Below are 26,630 nucleotides of genomic sequence, written 5' to 3'. Positions count from 1 at the left end.
CTCTATTTTGCAAGGATAATTTATTCATAATATGAAACTATACCCTATCAACGCAGGTAACTTCAAACTTGACGGTGGTGCTATGTTTGGTGTTGTCCCCAAAGTGCTGTGGAATAAAACCAATCCAGCCGATTCCAAAAATCTGATAGATATTGCTGCGCGTTGTTTATTAATAGAAGATGGAGACAGATTACTACTTATCGATACCGGTATGGGTAATAAACAATCTGATAAATTTTTTGGATATTATTCTTTATGGGGAGACGACTCTATTGATCGTTCTTTACAAGAATATGGTTTTCATCGAGATGATATTACCGATGTTTTTATGACACATTTACATTTTGATCACTGTGGTGGGACCGTGCAATGGAATGCAAATCGTACTGGATATGAAATAGCATTTAAAAATGCCAAAATCTGGAGTAATGAAGAACATTGGAACTGGGCGACACAACCTAATCCAAGAGAAAAGGCATCCTTCTTAAAAGAGAATATTCTACCCATACAAGAAAGTGGTCATCTTAATTTTATTACGAGATCAGGCACAGCTTTTCAACCAACCTCCGAGCTTGGTTTTGGCATTCTATTTGCCGATGGACATACAGATAAGCAAATGATTCCACATATTAACTATCAAGATAAAACTATCGTTTTTATGGCAGATCTCTTACCTACAGCGGGTCACGTTCCTTTACCTTATGTAATGGGATATGATACGCGTCCGCTTCTTACAATGACAGAAAAAGAATTGTTTTTAGAAAATGCTGCAATAAACGACTGGTACTTATTTCTAGAGCATGATGCCCATAATGAGATAATTACCGTTCAAAAAACCGAAAAAGGCATCCGTTTAAAAGATGTCTATACTTGTAACGAATTATTTAATTAAAATTAATATATGAATCCTTCAATATATAAAATAGCCCTAACTGTAACATCGGCATTATTATTATCAAGTTGTGGAGCTCCCACCATTTTGTCGACACCAATCGCTAATATCGATACTGTTCCTCTTAAAGTAACTCCTTTGTCTGATGAACAATTAAAAAATTGGAAAGCAGCCGATTTAGTAAGCGATACTATTCCAGGAATGAGTATTGATAAAGCGTACAAAGAAATTATTAAAGATAAAAAAGGACAAACTGTAATTGTAGGTGTAATCGATAGTGGGGTAGATATTGAGCATGAAGATTTAGACGATGTACTATGGGTAAATACTAAAGAAGTTAAAGGTAACGGAATTGATGATGATGCTAATGGATACATAGATGATATACACGGGTGGAATTTTCTTGGAGATGCTACCAATGAAAATTTGGAATTCGTTCGAATAATACGAAAATTAAAACCAAAATATCAAGGCAAAACACTGGCTACTATAGAAGTATCGGATCGCGATGAATATCAAATGTATATCGAGGCAAAAGCAGAATATGAAAAAGAATTTCAGGAAACTAAAGGCAATAAAGAACAATACGAACAAATTTACAATCAACTTCAAGTTTCTCACAAAGCAGTAACCGAAGTTTTGGGAAAAGATGATTACTCCAGTACTGAAGTATTTCAACTTAAACCCGAAACGCCAGAAATGAAACAACATGTTGAGTTTATCTCTCAAATGTTTGGTTTCACAGAGGAGGATGAACGTATTCCCGATCTTATTAAAAATTTAAAAGAAGGAATAGAATATTTTACAAATTCTTTAAACTACAATTTGAATCTAGAATTTGATGGTCGTAAGATTGTTGGAGACAATGTAGATGACCTTACAGATAATAAATATGGTAATTCAAATGTCATGGGGCCAGAACCCGATAAAAAAGGTATTAAACACGGAACTCATGTTGCTGGTATCATTGCTGCAGAACGTGGTAATGGCAAAGGTGTTGATGGAGTTGCACAAAACACTAAAATAATGGTATTGCGGGCAGTACCAGATGGTGATGAATATGATAAGGATATAGCATTAGCTATTCGTTATGCTGTGGATAATGGTGCTAAAATAATTAATACAAGTTTTGGTAAATATTACAGTACCCATGCCAATTGGGTACAGGATGCTATCAAATATGCAGCAAGTAAAGATGTTCTAATTGTTAATGCTGCTGGAAATGAAGGAATCAATCTCGATGAAAAAGCAGTATATCCAAATGATCAGGACACTACAGGGCCAGAAATAGCTGATTCGTTTCTAACTGTAGGTGCTTTAAATTATGAATATGGAGGTAATTTGGTAGCTACTTTTTCAAATTATGGAAAAAGTAATGTAGATGTTTTTGCCCCTGGGGTAAAAATTTGGGCTCCTACACCGCTAAATACTTATGAGTACCTACAAGGCACATCAATGGCGGCACCTGCAGTCTCTGGAGTAGCTGCCCTAATACGTTCCTATTATCCTAAATTATCTGCATCTCAAGTTAAATCAATACTTATGGATAGTGGCCTTACTACAAAAACAACTGTAGTAATTGGTGGTGATGCGTCCAATACAGGAAATTTCACAGAATTATCAAAATCAGGAAAAATGGTAAATCTTTATAACGCGCTAATCTTAGCTGATCAAATGTCTAAATAATCATACCTTATGACTAAACTATTTTCTTTAGTAGTATCTTTTATAGGACTACTATCAACCTTTGCACAAAACAATACGAGTTACTGGCAACAACATGTCTCATATACAATGGATATTGAAATGAATGTTGATAAATTTCAATACCAAGGTACTCAAGAATTAATATACACCAATAATTCACCTGATACACTAACTCAGGTTTTCTACCATTTATACTTCAATGCTTTTCAACCAGGAAGTGAAATGGATACTCGTTCTCTTAATTTACCAGATCCTGATAGCAGAGTGCAAGATCGTATTAGTAAATTGACTCCAGAAGAAATTGGCTATCTCAAAGTAGATGGTCTAACGCAGGATGGAAAAAAAGTAGATTATATAGTTGAAGGAACTGTATTAGAGGTGCAACTCAACGAACCTATAGCGCCAGGTAAAAAGGTAACTTTTGCTATGCAATTCAATGGTCAAGTTCCAAAACAAATACGGCGCTCTGGTCGCAATAGTGCAGAAGGAGTGGCTTTATCAATGACCCAGTGGTATCCCAAAATGGCAGAATATGATTTTGAAGGATGGCACGCACACCCTTATATCGCTAGAGAATTTCATGGAGTATGGGGTGATTTTGACGTTACAATCACTATTGATAAAAATTATATTGTTGGAGGTACAGGTTATTTACAAAATGCCGAGGCTATAGGTTATGGTTACCAAACCGATACTACAAAAAAGGTCTCTTCAAAAGGAAAAACACTTTCTTGGCATTTTAAAGCTCCCAAAGTACATGATTTTGCTTGGGCGGCAGATCCAGAGTTTATTCATGATAAAATACAAGTTCCTAATGGACCTGTATTACATTTTTTATATAAAAATAAAAAGGAAATTAAAGAAAACTGGACCAATCTACAACCAAAAGCTGTAGCGCTAATGCAGTATTTTAACGAACATATAGGAAACTATCCTTACGATCAATATTCAATCATTCAAGGAGGTGATGGGGGTATGGAGTATGCTATGTGTACTCTTATCACAGGAGAACGTGAATTTGGTAGTTTGGTAGGAGTGACTGCTCATGAAATGGCGCATTCTTGGTTTCAACATATTTTGGCAACCAACGAGTCAAAACACGAATGGATGGACGAAGGTTTTACTAGCTATATTTCTGCTTTAGCAATGAATACAGTTATGGAACAAAATAAGCCTAACCCTTTGGAGAATACCTATAAAGGCTATACTTGGTTGGCTACCTCAGGAAAAGAACAACCTCAAAGTACTCAAGCAGATCACTACGATTATAACGGTGCTTATGGAGCATCTGCTTATTCAAAAGGAGCAGTCTTCTTAGCTCAATTGGGATATATTATTGGAGAAGAAAACTTAGCTAAAACTATTAAAAGATATTATAGTGATTGGAAATTTAAACATCCCACACCCAATGATTTTAAACGTGTAGCCGAAAAAGTTTCTGGTATCCAGCTAGACTGGTACCTAAATGACTGGACACAAACTACTAGTACCATAGATTACGGTATTAAAGGTATTGAGGATAATGAAGGAAAAGCAGTTGTAAGTCTTGAGAGAATTGGTCGCATCCCTATGCCAATTGATTTACTAATTACATATAAAGATGGAACCAAAGAATTGTACTATATACCACTTAGAGTAATGCGTGGACAAAAAGAGAATCAAGATGCTAAAATAGCTCGTACGGTTGTTAACGATTGGGCATGGACACATCCTACCTATACGCTTAACTTAACAAAAGCAAAAGATTCAATTACTGAAATCACTATTGACCCTTCTAAAAGAATGGCAGATATCAATCTAGAAAATAATACTGTAAAGCAGTAATAAATTAATATTTACTTGATATACGGACTTAACTTTGTTAAGTCCGTATTTTTTTACCTCCAATTTAACAAATCTAATCCTTATTTTTACACCGTATGCAAGCAACTTTTTCTAAAAACGAACGTTTAAAAAGTAAAAAGGCTATAGATCTTTTATTTAGTGATGGTAAATCAATCGCGCATTATCCAATACGCTTAATTTACGATATCAATCCAAATGCCTCAAAGACACGTCAACATGCTACAGTGTCTGTAAGTAAAAGAAAATTCAAAAAAGCTGTTGACCGCAATCATATAAAACGTTTGCTAAGAGAAAGCTACCGAAAAAATAAGTATCTTGTACAAGAGCATACAAGTTGTTCATATAATTTTATGTTTTTGTATACTGGAAGGGACATTCCTCCCGCGGCACGTATTGAAAAAAGTTTGATCAAAGTGCTTCATAAATTTTTGAAAATAGAAAACATGTAATTGCGAGTTTCATATAATTAATGTGCTATAACATTTATAACAAAACCTACAATGAAGAAGAGAATTTTATTTGGATGTGCTGCTTTACTATTAGTATTTACAACAGTAAGTTTTAAATCAGATTTTTTTGAGATAGCAAAACAGATTGAAATATTTACTACAATGTTCAAAGAATTGAACATGAATTATGTAGATGAAACAAATCCCGCCGAGTTGATGGATACGGCTATTACAGCAATGCTTGATGATTTGGATCCTTATACCAAGTATTGGAATGAACAGGATGTAGAAGCATCTAAAATACGTAATGCGGGAGAATACACAGGAATAGGAGCCACTGTTAAAACTGGTAAACACAGTATAGTAATTGTAGAACCTTATAAAGATTATCCAGCAGATAAAGCAGGTTTAAAAGCCGGAGATGAGATTATTAAGATTGGAGATATAGATATATCTAATTTTGACGAAGATGCAGGAGAATTACTAAAAGGGGCAAGTGGTACAAATGTATCTATTACGTATCGAAGACAAGGAAAAATAAATACTACTTTATTAACCCGCGATGAAATTGAAGTTAACGCAGTTCCTTTTTATAAATTACTGTCCAATAATGTTGGTTATATTGTGCTCTCCAAATTTAATAACAAAGCATCGAGCGAAACCATTGCAGCTTTAAAAGCTTTAAAAGCAGAAGGTGCAAATAAAATTATTTTGGATTTACGAGGTAATCCAGGCGGACTCCTTAGTGAAGCTATTAATGTGACAAACATATTTGTTCCAAAAGGTGAACTCATAACTACCACAAAGTCGGTGGTCAAAAAATACAATAAGGAATATTTTACTAACAAACAACCTGTCGATATCTCAATTCCATTAGTTGTGCTGGTAAATGGTAGAAGTGCATCAGCTAGTGAAATCGTTGCAGGAAGTATCCAAGATTTAGATCGTGGTGTTATTATAGGTGCCCGTAGTTTTGGAAAAGGACTAGTACAACGACCAAAAAAATTAACCTATGGCACGCAAATTAAAATTACTATTTCGAGATATTATACACCTAGTGGAAGATGTATACAAGCATTAGATTATTGGAATAGAGATGAGAATAATAAAGCAGTACGCTATAATAAAAAAGATATTAAAGCTTTTACCACCAAAAATGGAAGAACCGTTTATGATGGAGGTGGTATACAACCCGATATAGAGTTAGCTTCTTCTGGGTATAGTAATATCACTACAGCATTGCTTAAATCAGATGCTATTTTTGATTATGCTACACAGTATTATTATGCACATAAATTACAAAATTCTTCTGATTTTAAATTTACTGACGAGGACTATGAGGCTTTTAAAAGTTTTTTGAAACAAAGTGATTTTTCTTTTGAGACTGAAACCGAAATTGCACTTAAAAAAGCTATGGAAGTAGCCAAAAAAGAAAAGATGGAAGCTTCTGTATTCCAAAGTTACCAAGACTTGTTGAAAACTATACAGGTAACCAAAGAACAAGGATTAGATAAAGATAAACAAGAAATTACTGCGTTATTAACAGATGAAATTATCAAACGCTATTTTTATAGAGAAGGATTATACACATATTACGTAACACATAATCCCGAAGTCCTCAAAAGTAAAGAGATCTTGAATAATGAAAAAGCATACTTAAATATTCTTAAATAGAATCGTGGTCACGGATCATTTTGATATGGGGTATACCATCTTCAAGATACGTGTCTTCTATCTGAACAAATCCATGTTTTTCGTAAAACTTTTTGAGATACAGTTGTGCTGATATTGTAACTTTATCTGTATCGTAGTATTGCTTAATTACTTCCAAACTTTTTTGTAGAAGCCTATGACCATAAGAGAATTTTCTTTGATCAGAAGCTACCACTACTCGGCCAATACTTGAGGTTGTATCAAAATAATCTCCAATATCAAATACACGCGTATAGGCAATGATTTTTCCTTTTTTTGTACCAATTACGTGCAATGCCTTTTGATCTTTATTATCGAGATCTTGATACACGCAATCTTGCTCAACCACAAAAACTTCAGTTCTAAGTCTTAAAATTTCATATAACTCCTCAATTGTTAGTTGTTTAAAGGGTTTTACACTAAATTCAATTGCAGACATACTTTACGAACATTGAGAAATTTTTGCAACTCTATTTTGATGTCTACCTCCTTCGAATTTGGTTTGTAAAAAAGCTTTAACCATTTCCAAAACTTGAGCTTCCGATGTATATCGCGCGGGAATACATAAAATATTAGCGTCATTATGTTGTCTAGATAAAATGGTTATTTCTTTTATCCAACACAAGCCTGCTCTTACATTTTCATACTTATTTGCTGTCATAGCTACACCATTACCACTACCACAAATTAAAATCCCAAAATCTACATCCCCAGAGTTTACAGCTTTTGCAACTGGATGTACAAAATCTGGATAATCTACACTGCTAGACGAATCGGTACCATAATTCATAACTTCAATACCTTCTGACTCCAATACCTCTTTAACTGAAAATTTATAATCTGTTCCAGCATGGTCATTACCTATTGCTATTTTCACGAGAATTATTTTTTAAAAGTTCATATTTATAACAAATATAGGGGTATAGCTCAAATTCTATAGTATAACTTATATAAAATATTGCAATCAAATAATACTGTTCATAAGTAGGAGAAGTCTGTTAATATCTTATGTGAATAACTCCTATCTAAAATTGAGAAAGTTTTTTTTGTAGTATCAAATAAAATAACAATACAACCAATGATATCATATATCAAAATTATAACTATGAAATTTTTTGATAAGTTGTAAACCGATATTATTGGTTATTAACCACTGCTTTTTTTAGAATCATTTCACATTTTAGGTTACTCAGTTTTATCAACAACTGTTTATTACTTTTAAGTATTCTATGAATTTCAATCTTTTACAATTAGATATCATTGTTAATAGCTGTTTAATTAATACATCAAACAAAAAATACAAACTTATTCGATAAAAGTTTTACCGCTATTAACACCCTATAATCATCATCATTCAAGTTTTAAAAAAAAATAGAAAAAAGAAAATTATATATACTATATGTTTACAACTATTTTAAATTTAAAGATATGTAGGAAGTAAGATATAGATACTAAACTTATTTAGTTTTATTAATACTAGAACTGCTTACTTAAAGGTTGAATAAATAGAAAAAGTTTTTTATTACTTCAATTTAAAAAAACTTAAAGAATCTTAGATTTAAAATTCTTTTATCTATACAGTGTAGGTAAAAACTTGAACAAAAATATAAATTATCTGAATAGATTCTATTTGAATAAAGAAAGAACGTTTAGTGATTAGTTCTAATAATCAAAATGTTATAAAAAATTAAAGAGTAGTAGCTGAAGAATCAATCTTGGCTTGATTGTATTCTGCATCAAATTTATTTTCCTTATTTATAGAGTTGCCTATGTAGACCGTAAAGATATATACACCAATAATAAAGATGCAGATAAAAAATAAAATAATTTTATGTATTTTACTAATTTTAAACATGTTATCAAGCTAACAATTATTTATACATTGAAAGTATATTTAAAATTAAGAAAATTTTAAGAAATTATAAAATTTGATTGAAAAAAAATAGATAATCTATTGATATACCCGAAAAATAGAAACGACGGATTAACAAAAGTTTAATACGAAATTCAATGATGTTTAAAGATTAGCCGTACATTTATAAGATTAAAATATAAATGACCTAAATGAAAAGAAAGAGTAGCCGAAGAAAACAGTCAGCTAAAATTGAAAATCTTACCCAGTCAATACTTAAAATACTAAAGTCAGATACGGATAAATCCTTTAATTATAAGCAAATAGCTTCAAAATTGGGTGTGGATGATCCCAGTAGCCGTAATCAAATTATTAAAAAGTTAACACAGCTTGCCGCAAAGAAACAAATTGAAGAAATCGAACGTGGTAAGTTTAAGTTGATACCCAATATCAATACGTATTCTGGTAGACTAGATGTTACGACCAAAGGATCTGGATACGTTATAGTAGAAGATTTAGAAGAAGATATTTTTATTCCCAAAAATAATCTTAATAAAGCGCTTGATGGTGATGAAGTAGAGGTGTATGTCTACAGAAGAAAACGAGGTGGAAAAAGTGAAGGGGAAATTTCCAAAATAATACATAGAAAACGTGATGAATTTGTTGGAGTAATTCAAATTCAGAAAAATTATGCATTTGTAAATACTCAAAATGCAAAAATGTATACAGATATTTTTATTCCAAAAAATAAAATATTTGAAGCTCAAGATGGTGATAAAGTTTTAGTTAAGCTTGAAGACTGGCCAGAGAAGGCAGATTCACCATTTGGAAAAATTTTAAAAGTATTAGGTAAACCAGGAGAACATAATACAGAGATTCATGCGATTTTGGCACAATATGGATTACCTTATGAATTTCCTAAAGAGGTAGAAGAATTTGCTAATGCAATAGATACTTCTATCCAAGAAAATGAAATAGCGAATCGGCGCGATATGCGGGATACACTAACTTTTACGATTGATCCAAAAGATGCAAAAGATTTTGATGATGCTCTCTCATTTAAAATATTAGAAAATGGTAATTATGAAATAGGAATTCATATAGCAGATGTTTCCCATTATGTCCAGCCTGGAACTATTTTGGATAATGAAGCTTATGAACGAGCTACTTCGGTATACTTGGTAGATAGAGTAGTACCAATGCTTCCCGAAATTCTGTCAAATAATGCTTGTTCTCTTAGACCTAATGAAGAGAAATATACTTTTTCGGCTGTATTTGAAATTGATAAGAAGGCAACTATTAAAAATCAATGGTTTGGTCGCACTGTTACCTACTCTGATGCTCGTTTTGCGTATGAAGAGGCACAGCATATGATTGAAACTATGGCTAACAGTATTCCAGATGAAATTTCGTTAACAGGGAAAGCATATGTAGTACCTCAGCCTATAACAGATGCTATCATTACATTAAATAATTTATCCAAAATTATGCGTAACAAACGAATGCGTGATGGTGCAATTTCGTTTGATAAGGTCGAAGTAAAATTTAGTTTAAATGAAGCTTTTGAACCTACCGGAGTCTTTTTTAAAACTTCTAAGGACGCAAATAAGCTTATCGAGGAGTTTATGTTGCTCGCCAATAGAAAGGTGGCAGAGTTTATCGGAAAACAAAATCCTAAGAAAACTTTTATTTATCGTGTACATGACGAACCAAATGATGAAAAATTAGCAGCCCTACAAAATATCATAAGTAGATTTGGATATAAATTAGATTTAAAGGATCGTAAATCAACTACGAAGTCATTAAATGGATTGTTAAACGATGTGCAAGGAAAAAAAGAACAAAACTTAGTCGATACTTTGGCTATACGTAGTATGAGTAAGGCAGAATATACAACGCATAATATTGGTCATTACGGGTTAGCTTTTGATTATTATAGTCATTTTACAAGTCCAATTAGGAGATATCCAGATGTGATGGCGCATCGTCTCTTACAACATTATCTAGATGGCGGAAAATCGGTTGAGGAAGAAGCCTATGATGAGAAGTGTAATCATAGTAGTTCTATGGAAGGTTTGGCAGCTAGCGCAGAAAGAGATTCAATAAAATACATGCAAATTAAATTCATGAAAGATCATGAAAATGAGGAGTTTCTTGGCGTAATCTCTGGCGTTACAGAATGGGGTATTTATATTGAAATTATTAGTAACAAATGTGAAGGAATGGTACGTCTCAAAGATATGAACGACGATCATTACATATTTGATCAGGATGAATACGCAATTACAGGACAGAAAAATAAAAAAGTTTATCAACTAGGTGACGAAGTTTATGTTAAGGTTAAAAATGCTGATTTGGTCAAAAGACATTTGGATTTTACACTAATAGGATCAAAAGATCAAGTTGAATCGTAAGCTTATTTTAAATAAATTAAAAATATACGTTTTATAATGAAATGCAATAGTTTACTTATAACGCTCTTAATGATTACTATAAGTGCGTTTGCACAACAAAAAACTGCTAGTGAATTAAAAGATTTTAGAGAGCTAAAAGTTTTTGATAAAATTAAAGTAGAATTACTACATGACACTCAAAATAGAATAGCCATTGTAGGTCCTCAAAAAAATGATATCACTGTAGTTGAAAAGCAAGGAGTTTTAAAACTAAAAATGTCTTTGGATAACATTTGGGATGAAAAGGATGAAACCAAGGTGATTGTATACTATAAAACTATTGAAACAATAGACGTTAATGAAGGAGCAATCGTTCAAATTAAAGACTCTTTAGTTCAAAAATACATAAAATTAAGTGTCCAAGAAGGTGCCAAAATTAAAGGTAGAATTGTTGTTGATCAACTTATTTCAAAAGCTGTCACTGGCGGAACTATAGAACTGTCAGGTTTCAGTAAGAATCAAGATATAAATATAAAAGCCGGTGGTCAGTATGAAACTCAACGATTGATCACCGATTCTACAAAGGTTTCAATAGGTGCAGGGGGTAGGGCAAGTGTTTATGCAAAACTGTTTGTAAAAGCGTCTACTACTGCTGGAGGATCCATAAAAATATACGGAAGCCCAAAGTCTATCGATAGTAAAAAAGTATTTGGAGGCAAAATTTTAGAGATAAACTAAGCATATTTATTAGATTTGTAAGAAACACTATTTAATTTTATGTTTCAAGATGCTCATGCAGCCGTACCTTTAGGATTTTTATTAGCCTTTTTAATAGGACCCGTATTCTTTGTTCTATTAGAGACAGCTGCTATCAAGGGATTTAGAGCAGCTGTTGCAGTGGATTTTGGAGTGATCTTGGCAGATATTGTTTTTATACTAATAGCCTATTTTAGTACCAATAAAATTTTAGAAAAAATAAAAGATGATCCTGCTTTATTTATTTTTGGTGGGATGTTACTAGCTACTTACGGGATTATTTCCTTTATACAAGAACGAAAAAATTACAATAAACTTAGAGATACGAGCGTAGAGATTATAAATAAACACAATTATTTCAAACTTTTTATAAAAGGCTTTCTTCTCAATTTTATTAATATAGGTGTCCTGGGATTTTGGCTTAGTATCATTATCGTGATAGGTCCTCAATTAGATATGGACTCTAATCGTATTTTTACATTTTTTACGATGGTATTGACTACCTATTTTATCATCGATGTTTTTAAAATGCTATTAGCTAAGCGATTAAAACGAAAACTAACACCCAAAAGGACCTATGTAATTAAGCGTGTTATAAGTGTTTTGATGATTATATTTGGCGCTTTTTTAATTCTCAAAGGCGTTTTGCCAGATAATGTTGAGCAGCGACTTCAAAATGAAATAGAAAAAATAACACCCGAAGCTACATTTTAGTAACTAAAAAATCCTGTTATATAACAGGATTTTTTTGAGGTGTCGAGCGGATTCGAACCGCTGTAGATGGTGTTGCAGACCACTGCCTAGCCACTCGGCCACGACACCGTAATTCTTGCAGGACGCAAATGTAAAAAAAATAATGAATACTAAAGAAGGGTTTTGCAATTTAACAGTACAAAATTTCTTTTTTCCTTCAAATTAGTTTCTTTTCTTTTTTCTGCGAATCGTTACCATCTCTACATTTCCACCGATAGGCGGATTAATTTTAGATACGTCAACAACTACTTTATCTACTAAAGGTAACTCATTCAGTACTCTAATCAAAATTCGTTCGGCTGCATGTTCTAATAGTTTTGATCTAATAGCCATTTCTTCTTTGACAATTGTATTTAAATGTACATAATCAACGGTATCTTGTAGATCATCCGTAGTTGATGATTTTGTTAAGTTAGCATGTATGGTTAAATCAATTCGGTAATCCGAACCTATTTTTTCTTCCTCTTCTAAACAACCGTGATTGCTATAAACCTTTATATTTTTTAGTATTATCTTTCCCACAACTTATTTTTGAACAAAGATAAGAGAATCGTTACAATCATGATAGTGCTAAAAATCTCTTTGTATACAACACAGGTCTAAGTAAGCCATGGTTACACTTAACTAGGTAGTTTAACATGTGGATGCGTGCAATAATGCATTTTTTAATAATTGTTTTGATCTATATATTAGACACTGGCTGCATAAATTTAGTAATTTTGCGCTTTATTATTATACCTGATGACTGAAGAAAAAAAATCGCTTAATTTTATAGAGCAATTGATCGAGGAAGATTTAAAAACTAATACTCGCAAAGAGGATTTACGTTTTAGATTTCCACCCGAACCCAATGGATATTTACATATCGGACATACCAAAGCTATAGGAATTAGTTTCGGATTAGGATTGCGTTACAATGCACCGGTTAATCTAAGGTTTGATGATACGAATCCTGCCAAAGAAGAGCAAGAGTACGTAGACGCAATAAAAAGAGACATTAGTTGGTTGGGGTATCAATGGGATAAAGAATGTTATTCTTCAGATTATTTTGAAACTTTATATCAATGGACGCTTAAATTGATTAAAGAAGATAAGGCGTACGTAGATTCACAAAGCGCAGAGGCGATAGCAGAACAGAAAGGTACCACTACATCACCTGGAACAAACAGTCCATTTAGAGATCGTTCAATTAGCGAAAATCTAGATTTGTTTGAACGAATGAAAAATGGTGAATTTGAAGAGGGTGCTCATGTGGTTCGGGCAAAAATAGATATGGCTGATCCTAATATGCTAATGCGAGATCCTCTGATGTATAGAATTTTAAAAAAGAACCATCATAGAACTGGCGATGCTTGGTGTATTTATCCTATGTATGATTGGACGCATGGAGAAAGTGATTACATCGAAGGTGTCAGTCATTCACTATGCTCTTTAGAGTTTAAACCTCACAGAAAGCTATATGATTGGTTTCTAGAACAAATATCCGAGCCTGGTAGTATAGTACCTAAACAAACAGAGTTTGCGCGGTTAAACCTTAGTTATACAATTATGAGTAAGCGTAAATTATTACGTTTGGTTGAAGAAGGTGTAGTGTCGGGTTGGGATGATCCAAGAATGCCTACTATATCTGCATTGAGAAGACGTGGATATACTCCAAAATCTATTCGAAAATTTGTTGAAACTGTAGGTGTTGCCAAAAGAGAAAATGTTATAGATGTTTCGCTACTTGAGTTTTGTGTGCGCGAAGATCTTAATAAGGTAGCACCACGTGTAATGGCTGTTTTGGATCCTGTAAAACTTATAATCAAAAATTATCCAAAAGAAAAGGTCGAATATGTAGATGCAGAGAATAATCCCGAAGACGCAAATGCTGGTGAACATCAAGTTCCTTTTAGTAAATATCTTTATATAGAGCGCGAAGATTTTAAGGAAGATGCAGGACGTAAATATTTTAGATTAACATTAGGTAAAGAAGTGAGGCTTAAAAATGCGTACATTATCAAGGGTGAATCTGTAGTTAAAGATAGTAACGGTGTTATTACCGAGATACACTGTTCTTATGATCCAGCTAGTAAATCGGGTAGTGGTACAGAAGCATCTAAACGTAATGTAAAAGGTACATTGCATTGGGTTTCAATAGCACATGCGATACCTGCAGAAGTTCGTGTGTATGATAGATTGTTTTTAGATGAAGCACCAGATAATCACAAGGATCAAGACTTTATGGAATTTTTAAATCCAAATTCGCTTCAGATAATCAAAGGATTTGTAGAACCCTATCTATCGACGGCTAAATCTTTGGATCATTTTCAATTTCAACGATTGGGATACTTCAATGTTGATCAGGATAGTACAGCAGATAGCTTAATTTTCAATAAGACCGTTGGCTTGCGTGATACTTGGGCTAAGGTAGATCATAAGCAAGAAAATGTCGTTAAAAAATTAAAGCCTGAGACTACAAAGCCTGTGGTAAAACCTATTGAAGAAATTAAAAAATCTGGTAAAAAGTATACGAATCTACCTGAAGAGAAGCGACTTAATTTGCGAAGTACAATCTTAGAATTAGCTAAGCAGGTTTCTTATGAAGATGTAAAACCTTTGTTTAGCACAGCAAAGAAAAAAATAGGTTCGCGTATCGTAGCATTACTTACTACAGGTGTTGTTATAGCAGAGCATAAAGTTAAATTAGATGATGAGGGTAAACAGTTTATTGTAGATGCGCTTATGGATTCTAACGAATTGCTTCAATTTGAAGCTTTGTTTATACTTAAAAATTACCCTGATATAGTAAAAGAACAAACTACTCGAGTTTTAGAAATTCAAACTACAACAGATAGCAGTGATGTAAAAGAGCTAGTTTCTACACTTCTTTAATGTTAAAAAAATTAGCATTTATTAGTAGTATATTGTTTGTATTGAAAAATTCGGATAAAATTTAGTTTTTATTTAATAATTTTATGGAAAGTTTGACATAATAAGTACTTTTATTAACCCGTTGTTAACAGCGTAATAATGAGACGTGTTGTAATTTAGCAATATAATTATTAACCTAAAATAAAAACATATGTCAAGTTCAGGAAACACAGGAAATACCCTTTTAGCATTAGTAACAGGAGCAATTATTGGAGCAGGAGTAGGATTGTTATATGCTCCAGAAAGTGGCGAGAAAACTAGAAAAAAATTAAAAGAAGGTGCTAGAGAAGCACAGCTTAAATTAAATCAAAAATATCAAGAAACAGCTTCAATAATTGGTGAAAAGGCTGCTAGAGCAAAGGTAGAATTCGAATCAAAATTGGAAGACACATTATCAAATGCAAGCTATAAGGCAGATGATATTTTGGTTGCTATGGAGAATAAATTGGAGGAGTTGAGAAAGCAAAATGCAAAATTACATAAAGATGTAGTGGTTGAAAAGATTAAAACAAACGCGAATAAAGCAGTAGTTTAAATCTAGTCTATGGCATTTGAAAATTTAACGGATAATGTAAAAGAGATTGATAAAAATGTTCGAAGCTATGTTGAAACTAGTGTCGAGTACTATAAGTTAGATCTTTTTAAAAAAGCAATGAAAAGTACAATATCCATGGCCAATGTATTGGTTATGGGTAGTATTTTGATGTTAATTTTAATCTTTTTATCTGTTGGTGCGTCAATTTGGATCGGACAAGCTATTGATCATATACCTGCGGGATATTTTATAGTCGCTGGATTTTATGGAATTGTCATGATTCTCCTTGCTGTATTTGGTAAATCATACTTTAAAAGAAAATTATTAATAAAGTATTCTAAAATTTTCTTTAATGATTAATATTATACGTCTTTAAAAAGTTTAGCTATGAACCAATCAAACACAGGAATGAAGATCTATACTAGTTTTGAAGAAATTAATAGAGATCTGAAATTTCTGAAATTGCAGAAAGAAATTAATCTTGAGGAAATAAAGATTAGTTATCATACAACCAAAGAAAATTTTTCAGTTTTTAAAACAGTAGGTAACATTGCAGGAGCTATAGCAAAAAAAGCATTTGTATTAAAAGCTGTGAATAAAATGCTTGGTATTACGCGAGTCAAAAAAATAAACTAAAAAAATCCCATCATTATGATGGGATTTTTTATTATAATTAATTCTTATCAATTTTTATTTTATATAATAATTATTTATTAAAAATAGATCATTATAAAGCGATTTAAGAGGTTTTTAAATAATTAGAATATATTTACACATTTATTATTGTAAAGATGCTACAAATATTATTAAAATAGATTTTTGACATTTTATATCTCATTAATTAGATGATTACTTGATTGTATCATCTTCGTCATTTTTATCTCTCAGAGTTTTTTTTAAATTTTGTTTTTTCATAACCTCTCCTAGTTGATTGGATGCAGTGAATGATGCAATCATATTATTTAACATATCACTTCCTGCCTGTGGTGAATTTGGTAATAAAATTAAGTTGCTATTAGTTTCTTCACCAAGTGATTGTAATGTATCATAATGTTGGGTAACAACGATTAGGGCAGAGGCTTCTTGAGAATTTATGCCAACATTGTTCAATACATCCACACTTTCTTCTAAACCTCTAGCAATCTCACGACGTTGGTCTGCGATACCTTGTCCTTGCAAACGTTTACTTTCAGCTTCGGCACGTGCTTTTGCTACAATCTTAATTCGTTCGGCTTCAGCTTCATATTCTGCAGCTAGTTTTTCTCGTTCTGCAGCATTAATGCGATTCATTGCTTCTTTTACTTGAAGATCTGGATCAATATCGGTTACCAAAGTTTTTATAATATCGTAACCATAATCACTCATTGCTTCGTTAAGTTCACTTTTTACAGCGATGGCTATATCATCTTTTCGTTCAAAAACATCATCTAATTTCATTTTAGGAACTTCGGCTCGTACAACATCAAATACATAAGATGTAATCTGATCCTGTGGATTTTCTAGTCTATAAAATGCATCATATACTTTAGTTTTCAATACTTGATATTGTACAGAAATTTTTAAACGTACGAAAACATCATCTTTTGTCTTTGTTTCAACAATAACATCTAATTGCTGAATTTTCAAATTAATACGACCTGCTATTCGATCTACCATAGGAATTTTAAAATGAAGACCTGAATTGCGAATGCTTAAGAATTTTCCGAAACGTTCAACAAGTGCAGAAGTTTGTTGCTTAACAGTAAAAATGCCAGAAAGTAGAATGATAAAAGCTACAATAAAGGCTGGAATTAGTAGAAACATCATAATTTAATTGCTTATAGGATTAGATAGGTAAATTACTAATATTTTTGATAGGATAGTTAAAGAAATTTGAGTGACATGTTTCACGTGAAATAAGGAACATTATGATAAAAAAAACCCGACATGTAAGGTCGGGTTTTTTGATAATAGATACTAAAGTTAGAGTATTTCTATACTTTTTTCAATACGTTTTAAAGTTTCGTCTTTCCCGATGATTGATGCGATTTCAAATACATCGGGACCTTGTAAAGAACCTACTAGAGCGATTCTAAGAGGCATCATTACTTTACCGAAACTAATTTCTTGTGATTGAATCCAAGTTTTTATTATAGAAGATATTGTACTAGGGGTAAAATCCGAAATATCTGATAAAACTCTATTAAGTTCGTGCAATAATGCCGGTGTATCTTCTTTCCAAGCCTTTTTAACGGCTTTTTCATCATAAGTTGAAGGTGAGGTAAAGAAAAAAGAACTTAAAGCCCATAAATCTCTTGTGAAAACTGCTCTTTCCTTAACCAGACTAACGATGTTGGCTGTATTAAGTGTAGTAGTAATTTTTTTATCAGATAGTATATTTTCAAAAATATGCACTAGATCATTTGTTGGCATTTCTTGAAGATGTTGTTGTTGAAACCATTTAGTTTTTTCTGGATCGAATTTAGCTCCAGATTTATTTACTTTTTTAAGATCAAAGGCTTGTATCAATTCTTCTAATTGGTAAATCTCTTGTTCATTACCAGGGTTCCAACCCAAAAATGCAAGCATATTGATAACTGCTTCTGGTAGATAACCATCTTCTCGATAGCCGCTAGATATCTCCTTTGTTTTAGGATCTTGCCATTGTAATGGAAAGACTGGAAAACCCATTTTATCACCATCCCTTTTACTCAACTTTCCTTTTCCTATTGGTTTTAGGATTAGAGGTAAATGTGCAAATTTTGGAGTCTCCCACCCAAATGCTTGGTATAATAAAATATGTAATGCGAGAGATGGTAACCATTCCTCACCACGAATAACGTGTGAAATTTTCATTAAATGATCATCTACAACGTTTGCTAAGTGATAGGTAGGCATCCCATCGCTTTTAAATAAAACTTTGTCATCTAGTGTATTGGTATCAATCGTAATTTTACCTCGTATTTCGTCATTGAGAATCAACGGTGCGGTACGATCACTTTTAAAACGTATTACATATGGATCGTTATTTTTAATTCTCTTTTCTACATCATCCTTAGATAAAGAGATCGAATTTGTTAGAGATTTTCTGTTGTGCCAGTTATAGATGAACGTTTTATTTTCGCTCTCATATTTCTTACGAATGCTATCTAATTCTTCTGCAGTATCAAAAGCATAATATGCCGAACCATTTTTAATAAGTTCTTGGGCATATTCTTTATACAGGGATTTTCTTTCACTTTGACGGTAGGGACCGTAAACTCCTTTTATCTCTGGTCCTTCGTCATACGGTATAGAACACCAATCAAGTGCTTCTTTAATATAAGATTCTGCACCTTCAACATATCTATTTTGATCTGTATCTTCGATACGTAGTATAAAAGTACCAGCATGTTTTTTTGCGAATAAATAATTAAATAAGGCAGTTCTTAATCCGCCGATATGTAATGGTCCAGTGGGACTAGGAGCAAATCTTACCCGTACGTCGTTCATTGTAAAAATGATTTAGTGTTAACTTTTTGTTTGTAGCTACAAAGATACAATCTTACAATTGCTTTTTGTGAATAAAAATAAGGGGTTTGGTGTGTAATTGGATGAATATATTTTTTATAAAATTAAGAAGGTATGATTTATGCAGTATATATTTTTCAGTTTTTGTCCTGTATAATTTGATTTTTGAGATAGAGTAGGTTACAAAATAAAATTGTAGTTTTAGAGGTTAAGTTGTCAATAGGTTTTTATATGAAGCGATTTGAGTACATAGAGTCAAAATTAGAGGGATTTATAAAAAAGTTTTATCTGAATAAATTGATAAAAGGAACTATACTTTTTATATCAATAGGTACCTTATATTTTATTTTATCGGTAGCAATAGAACATTTGTTTTATTTGCCCAAAAGAAGTAAAACTTTCTTATTTGGTCTTTTTGTTGCGGTAGAATTGTTTTTGTTTATATTTTTTATAATTGTTCCGATTGTGAAGCTGTTTAGGTTATCCAAAGGAATTTCAACAATGGATGCGGCCAAAATTATTGGGGATTATTTCCCTGACGTGGATGATAGGTTAGTTAACCTAATGCAATTAAGTAACAGTGGTCAACAAAGTGATCTCTTGTTGGCAAGTATAGATCAAAAGTCAGAAGCCTTAAGCCCAATTCCATTTAAAAATGCAATTAATTTTAAGAGCAACTTCAAGTATTTGCGATTTGTAGCATTACCTATAGCACTGTTTTTGATTTTTTCTATGTTTAGCGGCCTTGATTGGTTTACGAATAGTTATGATCGATTCGTAAGGTATGATACATCATTTACACCCCCAGCGCCTTTTAGTTTTTTTATTATTAATGATGACTTGGTTGTTCATGAAAACAAAGATTTTTTATTACAAGTAAAAGTTTTAGGTACTAGTTTACCAGAAATGATACGTATACATTTTGATGATGAAAGTTATTTCATGACAAAGAAGAGTATTGATACGTATGAGTATGTATTTAAAAAACCTTCAGAGTCAAAAGAATTTTATATTGAAGCTAATGGAGTACGGTCAACAGAGAAGATTTTAAATTTGATTAACGTACCTAATTTAATCGAGTTAGAAGCTTTTCTTAATTATCCTAATTATACCAATTTAAAAAATGAGAGATTATTTAATACTGGCAATTTTGTAGTACCCGAGGGTACTACTATACAATGGAAGATAAAGGCTCAAAACACCGAAAAAATTTCTTTTCTATCAAAGGATAGCCTTTACGTTTTTTTAAAGGATGCTAATAACTTTTCCTATGATACAACGGTTTTTAATTCTTATGATTATACCCTTTTTACATCAAACCGTAATATTGAAAATTATGATAGACTTGATTATAGTATTAAGGTTACTAAGGATGAGTTTCCCAAGATAGTAGTACAACAGCATATCGATACATTGAAAATGTTTTCTAGATATTACTATGGTAAGGTTAGCGATGATTATGCGGTGACAAAACTTCAACTTGTTTATCAAAAAAGTGATAAATCATCTCCAAAGGAATATAAATATATAGACATTGAAAAAGGTAATTTTTCTGAGTTTGTCTATGAGTTTCCTGGTGAACTGGAATTAGAAATGGGCGAGAATTATGAGTATTATTTTGAGGTTAGTGACAACGATCGTCTACATAATTTCAAAAAATCTTCTAGTCAAATTTTTATGTATAAGAGATTATCATTGGATGAGATGGAAGAGGAGCGTCTAAAAAATCAACAGTCTATTGTTGAGAATTTGGATAAATCACTCGATAAATTAGAAAAATCAGAAGAGGAATTAAAACAGTTATCAAGACTGCAAAAAGAACAAAAGAGTATGGATTATGAGGATAAGAGGAAGCTCAAGGAGTTTTTGCAAAATCAAAAGAAGCAGGAACAAATGATGAAGAAGTTTGCTGAGAAATTGGAAAATAATTTATCAAAAGAGAAGCCCTCAAAAGAGGAAGAACCTTTTAAAGATGCTTTAAAGGAAAAGTTAGAAAGGCAACAAGAGCGATTGAAGAAGAATGAAGAGTTGTTAAAGGAAATTGAAAAACTATCTGAGCAGCTCAACAGAGAAAAGTTAACTGAAAAATTGGATGAACTATCAAAAGATAACAAAAGTATTAAAAAGAATTTGGAGCAACTCTTAGAGTTAACCAAACGTTTTTATGTCAAGGAAAGACATGATAAAATAGCAGAGGACTTATTTAAATTAGGAGATAAACAAGAAGAACTATCTAAGATGGATAATGAAAAGAATACTGCTAAGGCGCAAGATAGTTTATCTAAAAAGTTTGATGAGATTAAAAAGGCACTTGATAATTTACAACGCGATAATCAAAATCTTAAAAAACCGATGGGATTAGATTTTGATAAAAAGGAAGAAGAGCATATAAGCAAGGAACAAGAAAAAGCTAAAGAAAACATAGAAAAAGGAGAACAGAATAATGCATCAAAAAATCAGAAGATGGCAGCTCAAAAAATGAAAAATATGGCAGCCAAAATGCAAAATCAAATGCAGATGTCGGGTGAAGCGCAACAACAGGAGGATACAGAAATGCTTCGGCAAATACTAGATAATTTAGTAGATTTTTCGCTTTCACAAGAAAATTTGCTTAGTGAATTTTCGGAGATTTCTATTAATAACCCCGTGTATTCGAGTAAGCTTAAACGGCAGAGTGTGTTACGTGAAAACTTTATACATATTGATGATAGTCTGTATGCATTAGCTTTGCGTACTTCGCAAATAACAGATGATGTATTGGATAAACTTGGTGACGTTGAATTTAATTTGGACAAGTCCATAGAGCGTTTAGCAGAGAATCAATTATTACAAGGTAGATCAAGTCAGCAGTTTACTATAACGGGAGCTAACGATCTTGCGTACTTGCTTAGCAATTCATTAGAACAAATGCAAAACAGCATCCCTTCTTCAAGCAGCGGTAAAGGTCAGGGTCAAGGATTTCAATTACCTGATATTATTAAAAGCCAAGAGCAATTAAATGAAAGAATGCAGAAGGGCAGTCAAGGTAAAAAGAAAGGTAAAGGTGGTGAGTCTACAACATCAGATGGCGAGAACGGAGAACAAAAAAAAGATGGTAATAAAGGCAAGCAATCATCAGGTAAGCAAGGTGAGGGTGATAAAAAGCAGGGTCAGTCTGAAGGAAGTAATAAAGGTGATGATGGAAAAAAAGGAAAGAAAGGTAACCAAGGAAATAACACAGATTCTAATGGAGAAGGTTCTTTTGGAGATGAAGATATGAATGGAGAATTATTTGAAATCTATAAAGCACAACAACAATTACGACAGGCATTAGAAGAAAAAATTAACGCATCAGGGATAAAGGGTCAAGGAAAAAACGTTTTAATGAAAATGGAAGGTGTCGAAAATGAACTGCTTCAAAGAGGTTTTAACGAACAGACTTTACAAAGAATGATGGATATAAAACATCAATTATTAAAGTTAGACAAAGCAGCGTTTGAACAGGGGAAAAAAGAGGAACGTGAGAGCACAACAAACTTTAAAAATTACAATAGCGGTAATAGTTCGAACACGGATCAAATAAAACAATATTTCAAAACAACAGAGATATTAGATAGACAAGTATTACCTTTGCGAAAAAATTATAAAGAACGGGTTAAGACCTATTTTAATACAGCAAATGATTAGTTTTTTTTACGAAAACAACACTAGTAAATTAGAAGAAGAACCTTTAAAAAAATGGCTTATTAAGGCTTGTGAATCTGAAGGAAAAGCTATTGAAGAAATTGTTTTTATTTTATGCGATGATGTCTATTTATTAGAGATTAATAAAAAATTCTTAAATCATGACACCTATACAGATATTATTACTTTTGACAATTCAGTTGGTAATTTATTAAGTGCTGATATTTTTATTTCGCAGGAACGCGTTAAGGAGAACGCAGAGATTTATAACTGTAGTTATGATAACGAGATGAGAAGAGTTTTAGTTCATGGTTTATTACATCTTTGTGGATACAAGGATAAGACAGCAAAGGAACAAGCGTTGATGACAAGTAAAGAAAACGAAAAATTAGCATTGTTCCACGTGGAACAATAATATAAAAATCAAATGTTCCACGTGGAACAAAACTAGAGTAAGATGTTTGAAAAGGAATATGATGTTATAGTGGTGGGTGCTGGTCATGCGGGTAGTGAGGCTGCTGCTGCGGCTGCAAATCTTGGAAGTAGTACATTGTTGGTCACAATGAATCTTCAAAACATTGCACAGATGAGCTGTAATCCTGCAATGGGTGGTATTGCAAAAGGACAAATAGTTCGCGAGATTGATGCGTTGGGTGGATATAGTGGTATAGTGAGTGACCGTACCGCGATTCAGTTTAAGATGTTGAATAAGTCAAAAGGACCCGCTATGTGGAGTCCACGGGTTCAAAGCGATCGAATGCGATTTGCCGATGAGTGGAGACTTATGTTAGAACGCACTCCCAACTTAGATTTTTATCAAGAAATGATAAGTGAATTATTGATAGAGAATGAAAAAATCGTTGGGGTTAGGACATCTTTAGGTATTGATATAAAAGCAAAATCTGTAGTACTAACCAATGGTACTTTTTTAAATGGTTTAATTCATATTGGTGAAAAAAACTTTGGAGGGGGTCGTGCAGGAGAACGAGCTGCGACTGGCATAACCGAACAATTAATTGATTTAGGGTTTGACGCTGGTAGAATGAAAACTGGAACTCCGCCACGGGTTGATGGAAGGTCTTTAGATTTTAGTAAGATGGTAGAGCAACCAGGAGATGAGCAACCAGAAAAATTTAGTTATACCAATCTTACAAAACCATTAACCAAACAGCGTTCTTGTCATATGACATATACTTCTACGTTGGTGCATGATTTGCTACGTGAGGGTTTTGATCGTTCACCCATGTTTAATGGCAGAATTCAAAGTCTAGGTCCTAGATATTGTCCGTCGATAGAGGATAAGATTAATAGGTTTGCAGATAAGGATCGTCACCAAATTTTTGTAGAACCCGAAGGATGGAATACTGTAGAAATGTATATTAACGGTTTTTCAACTTCCTTGCCAGAGGACGTTCAATTTAAAGCATTGCGATCTGTAGTCGGTTTTGAGCAAGTAAAATTTTTTAGACCTGGATATGCCATAGAGTATGATTACTTTCCACCAACACAATTGACACATACATTAGAAACCAAATTGATTTCTGGATTGTTTTTTGCAGGACAGATAAATGGAACTACAGGTTATGAAGAGGCAGCTTCACAAGGATTAATGGCGGGTATCAATGCAGCATTAAAAACTCAGGAAAGAGAACCGTTTATATTGCAACGTAATGAAGCGTATATAGGTGTGCTAATAGATGATTTGATAACAAAAGGAACCGAAGAGCCGTATAGAATGTTTACTTCACGCGCAGAGTATAGAACCTTACTTCGTCAAGATAACGCCGATTTTAGATTAACACCGCGTGCGTTCGAAATGGGCTTAGCAAGTAAAGAGCGTATGTACCGTATGGAAGAGAAAAGAACAAAATCCGAGGCTTTCGTTCAATTTTTTAAAGATACGAGTGTAACACCAGAAGAGGCAAATCCAGTTTTAATTAAAAATAATTCATCTACAATAAATCAAAGTGGTAAAATGTTTAAGCTTTTTGCTAGGCCACAATTAACACTAGATGATATTAAACATTTTCAAAAAATTGATGCATATATAGTAGAGCATAACTTGGATCGTGAAATTTTGGAGCAAACCGAAATTCAAGTAAAATATGCAGGATATATAGAAAAAGAAAAAAATAACGCTGATAAGCTGAATCGATTGGAAGATGTAAAGATTCCTTCTAATTTTGATTATTCAAAATTGAAATCTTTAAGTTTTGAAGCAAGAGAGAAAATGTCTAAAATAAAACCTGCAACTGTTTCTCAAGCATCAAGGATTAGCGGAGTTTCACCTAGTGATATCTCGGTACTATTAGTTTATATGGGAAGATAACGTACGTTTCACGTGGAACATTTAGCTTTTGAGACTTGATTGATAATTTATTTGATAGAATTCAACACTATTTTTTTATTCAGCGTGTAGTAAGATCTTTCGTGTATATTAAAACATAAAGGGTTTCTGAATTGATTGAGGGTATCTCCGAAAACTTTGGATATTTTGTGACCAAATAATTTTTAATCAGGACTGCTTTAGTTTATAGTAGAGATTAATAATGTGTGTTTTAAATTGTGAATTAGTATATATATGTTGATTCAGAAGTTTTGTGTTTTATATACATAATAATGTTCTCTTACTTTTTAAAAACTATTTAATCTATAGCACACGTACTTTATCTAATTCAAATTAAATTATAAGATCAATTGTTAATATGACAAAAAATAAATCATCAAATCTGTATTTAGAATGTATTGACCACACAGTAAGTAAAGAAAGTTTCAAATTGCTGTATAATGAAGACTACGATGTTTTAGAAACCTTTCCCAAACCTACTAAAGATAAATTACCGGATTATTATAAAAGTGAAGATTACATTTCGCATACGGATGGTCAACGCAATCTTTTTGAAAAGTTGTATCATAAAGTAAAAGGCTACATGTTGCAGAAAAAAGTTGTATTAATTAATTCCTTTGCAGGTAAGAAAGGTACACTTTTGGATATCGGAGCAGGTACAGGTGATTTTTTGTTACGAGCTAAAAACAAAGGTTGGTTAATCTATGGAGTTGAACCAAATCCAGAAGCTAGAAAAATTGCGAGATCAAAAAACATTCCATTAGTTACTGAACTCTCAGAACTACCTAATCAAAAATTTGATGTGATTACGCTCTGGCACGTTTTAGAGCATGTTTATGATCTAGATCAAACAATTGTACAAATTAAGCAATATCTTAAAGATGATGGAGTCTTGATTATTGCGGTTCCTAATTACAAATCTTACGATGCGCAAATTTATAATAAATTTTGGGCGGCATATGATGTGCCGCGTCATCTTTGGCATTTTTCAAAACAATCTATTAGTAAAATAGGAGCAACTTTTGGGTTTAGACTGATAGCTACTAAACCTATGTTTTTCGATTCTTTTTACGTATCTCTATTATCAGAAAAATACAAAACTGGAAAAATGAACTTTTTTCAAGGTTTTACTATAGGTTTACTTTCTAATGTTAAAGGATTTATTACAAAAGAGTATTCTTCACATATATATATACTTAAAAAAGCTTAAAACTTCTTTCAGTGCGATGTAAGAGCGTATTGTATATATATACATAATATGTACTAAAGCTTCACAGTTTCTTTCTTAAAAGCTTCCGTATGAATTCATTTTTAATAAGAAAGTATTATACCTAGCTGTAAAAC

Annotated in this window: 21 protein-coding genes and 1 tRNA gene; 16 read left to right on the top strand and 6 right to left on the bottom strand. The window is 32.4% G+C overall.

Annotation, left to right across the window (positions count from 1 at the left end; genetic code table 11):
* Positions 1–31 precede the first annotated feature (31 nt).
* The 5 genes from ACE939_RS13315 (at position 32) to ACE939_RS13295 (ending at position 6,567) form a co-directional block, all read left to right on the top strand.
* Positions 32–892 (top strand): MBL fold metallo-hydrolase, encoded by an 861-nt coding sequence (locus ACE939_RS13315; protein ID WP_378186085.1) that lies wholly within the window; start codon positions 32–34, stop codon positions 890–892.
* A gap of 9 nt (positions 893–901) precedes the next feature.
* A complete protein-coding gene (locus ACE939_RS13310; RefSeq protein ID WP_378186084.1) occupies positions 902–2,578 on the top strand; it encodes a S8 family peptidase in 1,677 nt (558 codons plus the stop codon).
* 9 nt (positions 2,579–2,587) lie between these two features.
* Positions 2,588–4,423 carry a M1 family metallopeptidase gene (locus ACE939_RS13305; protein ID WP_378186083.1) on the top strand — a complete coding sequence of 612 codons (1,836 nt, stop codon included), beginning with the start codon at positions 2,588–2,590 and terminating at the stop codon, positions 4,421–4,423.
* Positions 4,424–4,518: 95 nt separating this feature from the next.
* Complete coding sequence (gene rnpA, locus ACE939_RS13300) at positions 4,519–4,893, top strand: ribonuclease P protein component (RefSeq protein ID WP_378186082.1); 375 nt, start codon at positions 4,519–4,521, stop codon at positions 4,891–4,893.
* 51 nt (positions 4,894–4,944) lie between these two features.
* Complete coding sequence (locus tag ACE939_RS13295) at positions 4,945–6,567, top strand: S41 family peptidase (protein ID WP_378186081.1); 1,623 nt, start codon at positions 4,945–4,947, stop codon at positions 6,565–6,567.
* Here the strand turns inward: ACE939_RS13295 and ACE939_RS13290 are convergent.
* Both ACE939_RS13290 and rpiB read right to left on the bottom strand, forming a co-directional pair.
* On the bottom strand, positions 6,560–7,024 hold the full coding sequence (locus ACE939_RS13290) for a GNAT family N-acetyltransferase (RefSeq protein WP_378186080.1): 465 nt from the start codon (positions 7,022–7,024) through the stop codon (positions 6,560–6,562). The two genes, ACE939_RS13295 and ACE939_RS13290, sit on opposite strands and share 8 nt — an antisense overlap.
* A gap of 3 nt (positions 7,025–7,027) precedes the next feature.
* Complete coding sequence (gene rpiB / locus ACE939_RS13285) at positions 7,028–7,462, bottom strand: ribose 5-phosphate isomerase B (protein ID WP_378186079.1); 435 nt, start codon at positions 7,460–7,462, stop codon at positions 7,028–7,030.
* 1,187 nt (positions 7,463–8,649) lie between these two features.
* Here rpiB and rnr point away from each other — a divergent pair.
* The 3 genes from rnr to ACE939_RS13270 all read left to right on the top strand — a co-directional run bounded on the left by rnr (position 8,650) and on the right by ACE939_RS13270 (position 12,300).
* Complete coding sequence (gene rnr / locus ACE939_RS13280; protein WP_378186078.1) at positions 8,650–10,851, top strand: ribonuclease R; 2,202 nt, start codon at positions 8,650–8,652, stop codon at positions 10,849–10,851.
* 69 nt (positions 10,852–10,920) lie between these two features.
* The gene (locus tag ACE939_RS13275) at positions 10,921–11,568 is read left to right on the top strand and encodes a head GIN domain-containing protein (protein WP_378186077.1); all 648 of its coding nucleotides are present in this window, start codon (positions 10,921–10,923) and stop codon (positions 11,566–11,568) included.
* A 39-nt stretch (positions 11,569–11,607) separates the two neighbouring features.
* Positions 11,608–12,300, top strand: a complete 693-nt coding sequence (locus ACE939_RS13270) for a LysE family translocator (protein WP_378186076.1) — start codon at positions 11,608–11,610, stop codon at positions 12,298–12,300.
* A 37-nt stretch (positions 12,301–12,337) separates the two neighbouring features.
* Here the strand turns inward: ACE939_RS13270 and ACE939_RS13265 are convergent.
* Together ACE939_RS13265 and folB are read right to left on the bottom strand one after the other, a co-directional pair.
* Positions 12,338–12,408: transfer RNA gene (locus tag ACE939_RS13265), tRNA-Cys, on the bottom strand.
* A gap of 93 nt (positions 12,409–12,501) precedes the next feature.
* Positions 12,502–12,861 carry a dihydroneopterin aldolase gene (folB, locus tag ACE939_RS13260; RefSeq protein WP_378186075.1) on the bottom strand — a complete coding sequence of 120 codons (360 nt, stop codon included), beginning with the start codon at positions 12,859–12,861 and terminating at the stop codon, positions 12,502–12,504.
* Positions 12,862–13,080: 219 nt separating this feature from the next.
* Here folB and ACE939_RS13255 point away from each other — a divergent pair, with 219 nt between their 5' ends.
* The 4 genes from ACE939_RS13255 (at position 13,081) to ACE939_RS13240 (ending at position 16,423) form a co-directional block, all read left to right on the top strand.
* Positions 13,081–15,213 (top strand): glutamine--tRNA ligase/YqeY domain fusion protein, encoded by a 2,133-nt coding sequence (locus ACE939_RS13255; RefSeq protein ID WP_378186074.1) that lies wholly within the window; start codon positions 13,081–13,083, stop codon positions 15,211–15,213.
* A 190-nt stretch (positions 15,214–15,403) separates the two neighbouring features.
* Entirely contained in the window at positions 15,404–15,787 is a 384-nt protein-coding gene (locus tag ACE939_RS13250) for a YtxH domain-containing protein (protein ID WP_378186073.1), read from the top strand.
* Positions 15,788–15,796: 9 nt separating this feature from the next.
* Positions 15,797–16,147, top strand: a complete 351-nt coding sequence (locus ACE939_RS13245) for a phage holin family protein (protein ID WP_378186072.1) — start codon at positions 15,797–15,799, stop codon at positions 16,145–16,147.
* A 27-nt stretch (positions 16,148–16,174) separates the two neighbouring features.
* Entirely contained in the window at positions 16,175–16,423 is a 249-nt protein-coding gene (locus ACE939_RS13240) for a DUF6327 family protein (protein ID WP_378186071.1), read from the top strand.
* 213 nt (positions 16,424–16,636) lie between these two features.
* Here ACE939_RS13240 and ACE939_RS13235 read toward each other — a convergent pair whose 3' ends face one another.
* Together ACE939_RS13235 and gltX are read right to left on the bottom strand one after the other, a co-directional pair.
* The gene (locus ACE939_RS13235) at positions 16,637–17,593 is read right to left on the bottom strand and encodes an SPFH domain-containing protein (RefSeq protein WP_378186070.1); all 957 of its coding nucleotides are present in this window, start codon (positions 17,591–17,593) and stop codon (positions 16,637–16,639) included.
* Between the two features lie 156 nt (positions 17,594–17,749).
* Positions 17,750–19,258: a glutamate--tRNA ligase gene (gene gltX, locus ACE939_RS13230; protein WP_378186069.1), complete on the bottom strand. Its 1,509-nt coding sequence runs from the start codon at positions 19,256–19,258 to the stop codon at positions 17,750–17,752.
* A 249-nt stretch (positions 19,259–19,507) separates the two neighbouring features.
* On the opposite strand from gltX, the gene ACE939_RS13225 reads away from it, so the two are divergent.
* From ACE939_RS13225 to ACE939_RS13210, 4 genes are all read left to right on the top strand, one after another.
* Positions 19,508–22,942 carry a DUF4175 family protein gene (locus tag ACE939_RS13225; RefSeq protein WP_378186068.1) on the top strand — a complete coding sequence of 1,145 codons (3,435 nt, stop codon included), beginning with the start codon at positions 19,508–19,510 and terminating at the stop codon, positions 22,940–22,942.
* A complete protein-coding gene (ybeY, locus tag ACE939_RS13220) occupies positions 22,935–23,354 on the top strand; it encodes an rRNA maturation RNase YbeY (RefSeq protein ID WP_378186067.1) in 420 nt (139 codons plus the stop codon). Before ACE939_RS13225 ends, ybeY begins: the two co-directional genes overlap by 8 nt.
* 42 nt (positions 23,355–23,396) lie before the next feature.
* Positions 23,397–25,268, top strand: coding sequence for a tRNA uridine-5-carboxymethylaminomethyl(34) synthesis enzyme MnmG (mnmG, locus tag ACE939_RS13215; RefSeq protein WP_378186066.1), 1,872 nt, complete (start codon positions 23,397–23,399; stop codon positions 25,266–25,268).
* Between the two features lie 376 nt (positions 25,269–25,644).
* Positions 25,645–26,496: a class I SAM-dependent methyltransferase gene (locus ACE939_RS13210; RefSeq protein WP_378186064.1), complete on the top strand. Its 852-nt coding sequence runs from the start codon at positions 25,645–25,647 to the stop codon at positions 26,494–26,496.
* Positions 26,497–26,630: the final 134 nt, after the last annotated feature.

The organism is Aquimarina rhodophyticola, assembly GCF_042434915.1.
GTDB lineage: Bacteria > Bacteroidota > Bacteroidia > Flavobacteriales > Flavobacteriaceae > Aquimarina.
This window is presented reverse-complemented; position numbering and strand designations above follow the sequence as displayed.

Coding starts and splice junctions, on each gene's coding strand:
- ACE939_RS13315 (WP_378186085.1), top strand. CDS start 32: ATGAAACTATACCCTATCAACGCAGGTAACTTCAAACTTGACGGTGGT.
- ACE939_RS13310 (WP_378186084.1), top strand. CDS start 902: ATGAATCCTTCAATATATAAAATAGCCCTAACTGTAACATCGGCATTA.
- ACE939_RS13305 (WP_378186083.1), top strand. CDS start 2,588: ATGACTAAACTATTTTCTTTAGTAGTATCTTTTATAGGACTACTATCA.
- rnpA (WP_378186082.1), top strand. CDS start 4,519: ATGCAAGCAACTTTTTCTAAAAACGAACGTTTAAAAAGTAAAAAGGCT.
- ACE939_RS13295 (WP_378186081.1), top strand. CDS start 4,945: ATGAAGAAGAGAATTTTATTTGGATGTGCTGCTTTACTATTAGTATTT.
- ACE939_RS13290 (WP_378186080.1), bottom strand. CDS start 7,024: ATGTCTGCAATTGAATTTAGTGTAAAACCCTTTAAACAACTAACAATT.
- rnr (WP_378186078.1), top strand. CDS start 8,650: ATGAAAAGAAAGAGTAGCCGAAGAAAACAGTCAGCTAAAATTGAAAAT.
- ACE939_RS13275 (WP_378186077.1), top strand. CDS start 10,921: ATGATTACTATAAGTGCGTTTGCACAACAAAAAACTGCTAGTGAATTA.
- ACE939_RS13270 (WP_378186076.1), top strand. CDS start 11,608: ATGTTTCAAGATGCTCATGCAGCCGTACCTTTAGGATTTTTATTAGCC.
- ACE939_RS13255 (WP_378186074.1), top strand. CDS start 13,081: ATGACTGAAGAAAAAAAATCGCTTAATTTTATAGAGCAATTGATCGAG.
- ACE939_RS13250 (WP_378186073.1), top strand. CDS start 15,404: ATGTCAAGTTCAGGAAACACAGGAAATACCCTTTTAGCATTAGTAACA.
- ACE939_RS13245 (WP_378186072.1), top strand. CDS start 15,797: ATGGCATTTGAAAATTTAACGGATAATGTAAAAGAGATTGATAAAAAT.
- ACE939_RS13240 (WP_378186071.1), top strand. CDS start 16,175: ATGAACCAATCAAACACAGGAATGAAGATCTATACTAGTTTTGAAGAA.
- ACE939_RS13235 (WP_378186070.1), bottom strand. CDS start 17,593: ATGATGTTTCTACTAATTCCAGCCTTTATTGTAGCTTTTATCATTCTA.
- gltX (WP_378186069.1), bottom strand. CDS start 19,258: ATGAACGACGTACGGGTAAGATTTGCTCCTAGTCCCACTGGACCATTA.
- ACE939_RS13225 (WP_378186068.1), top strand. CDS start 19,508: ATGAAGCGATTTGAGTACATAGAGTCAAAATTAGAGGGATTTATAAAA.
- ybeY (WP_378186067.1), top strand. CDS start 22,935: ATGATTAGTTTTTTTTACGAAAACAACACTAGTAAATTAGAAGAAGAA.
- mnmG (WP_378186066.1), top strand. CDS start 23,397: ATGTTTGAAAAGGAATATGATGTTATAGTGGTGGGTGCTGGTCATGCG.
- ACE939_RS13210 (WP_378186064.1), top strand. CDS start 25,645: ATGACAAAAAATAAATCATCAAATCTGTATTTAGAATGTATTGACCAC.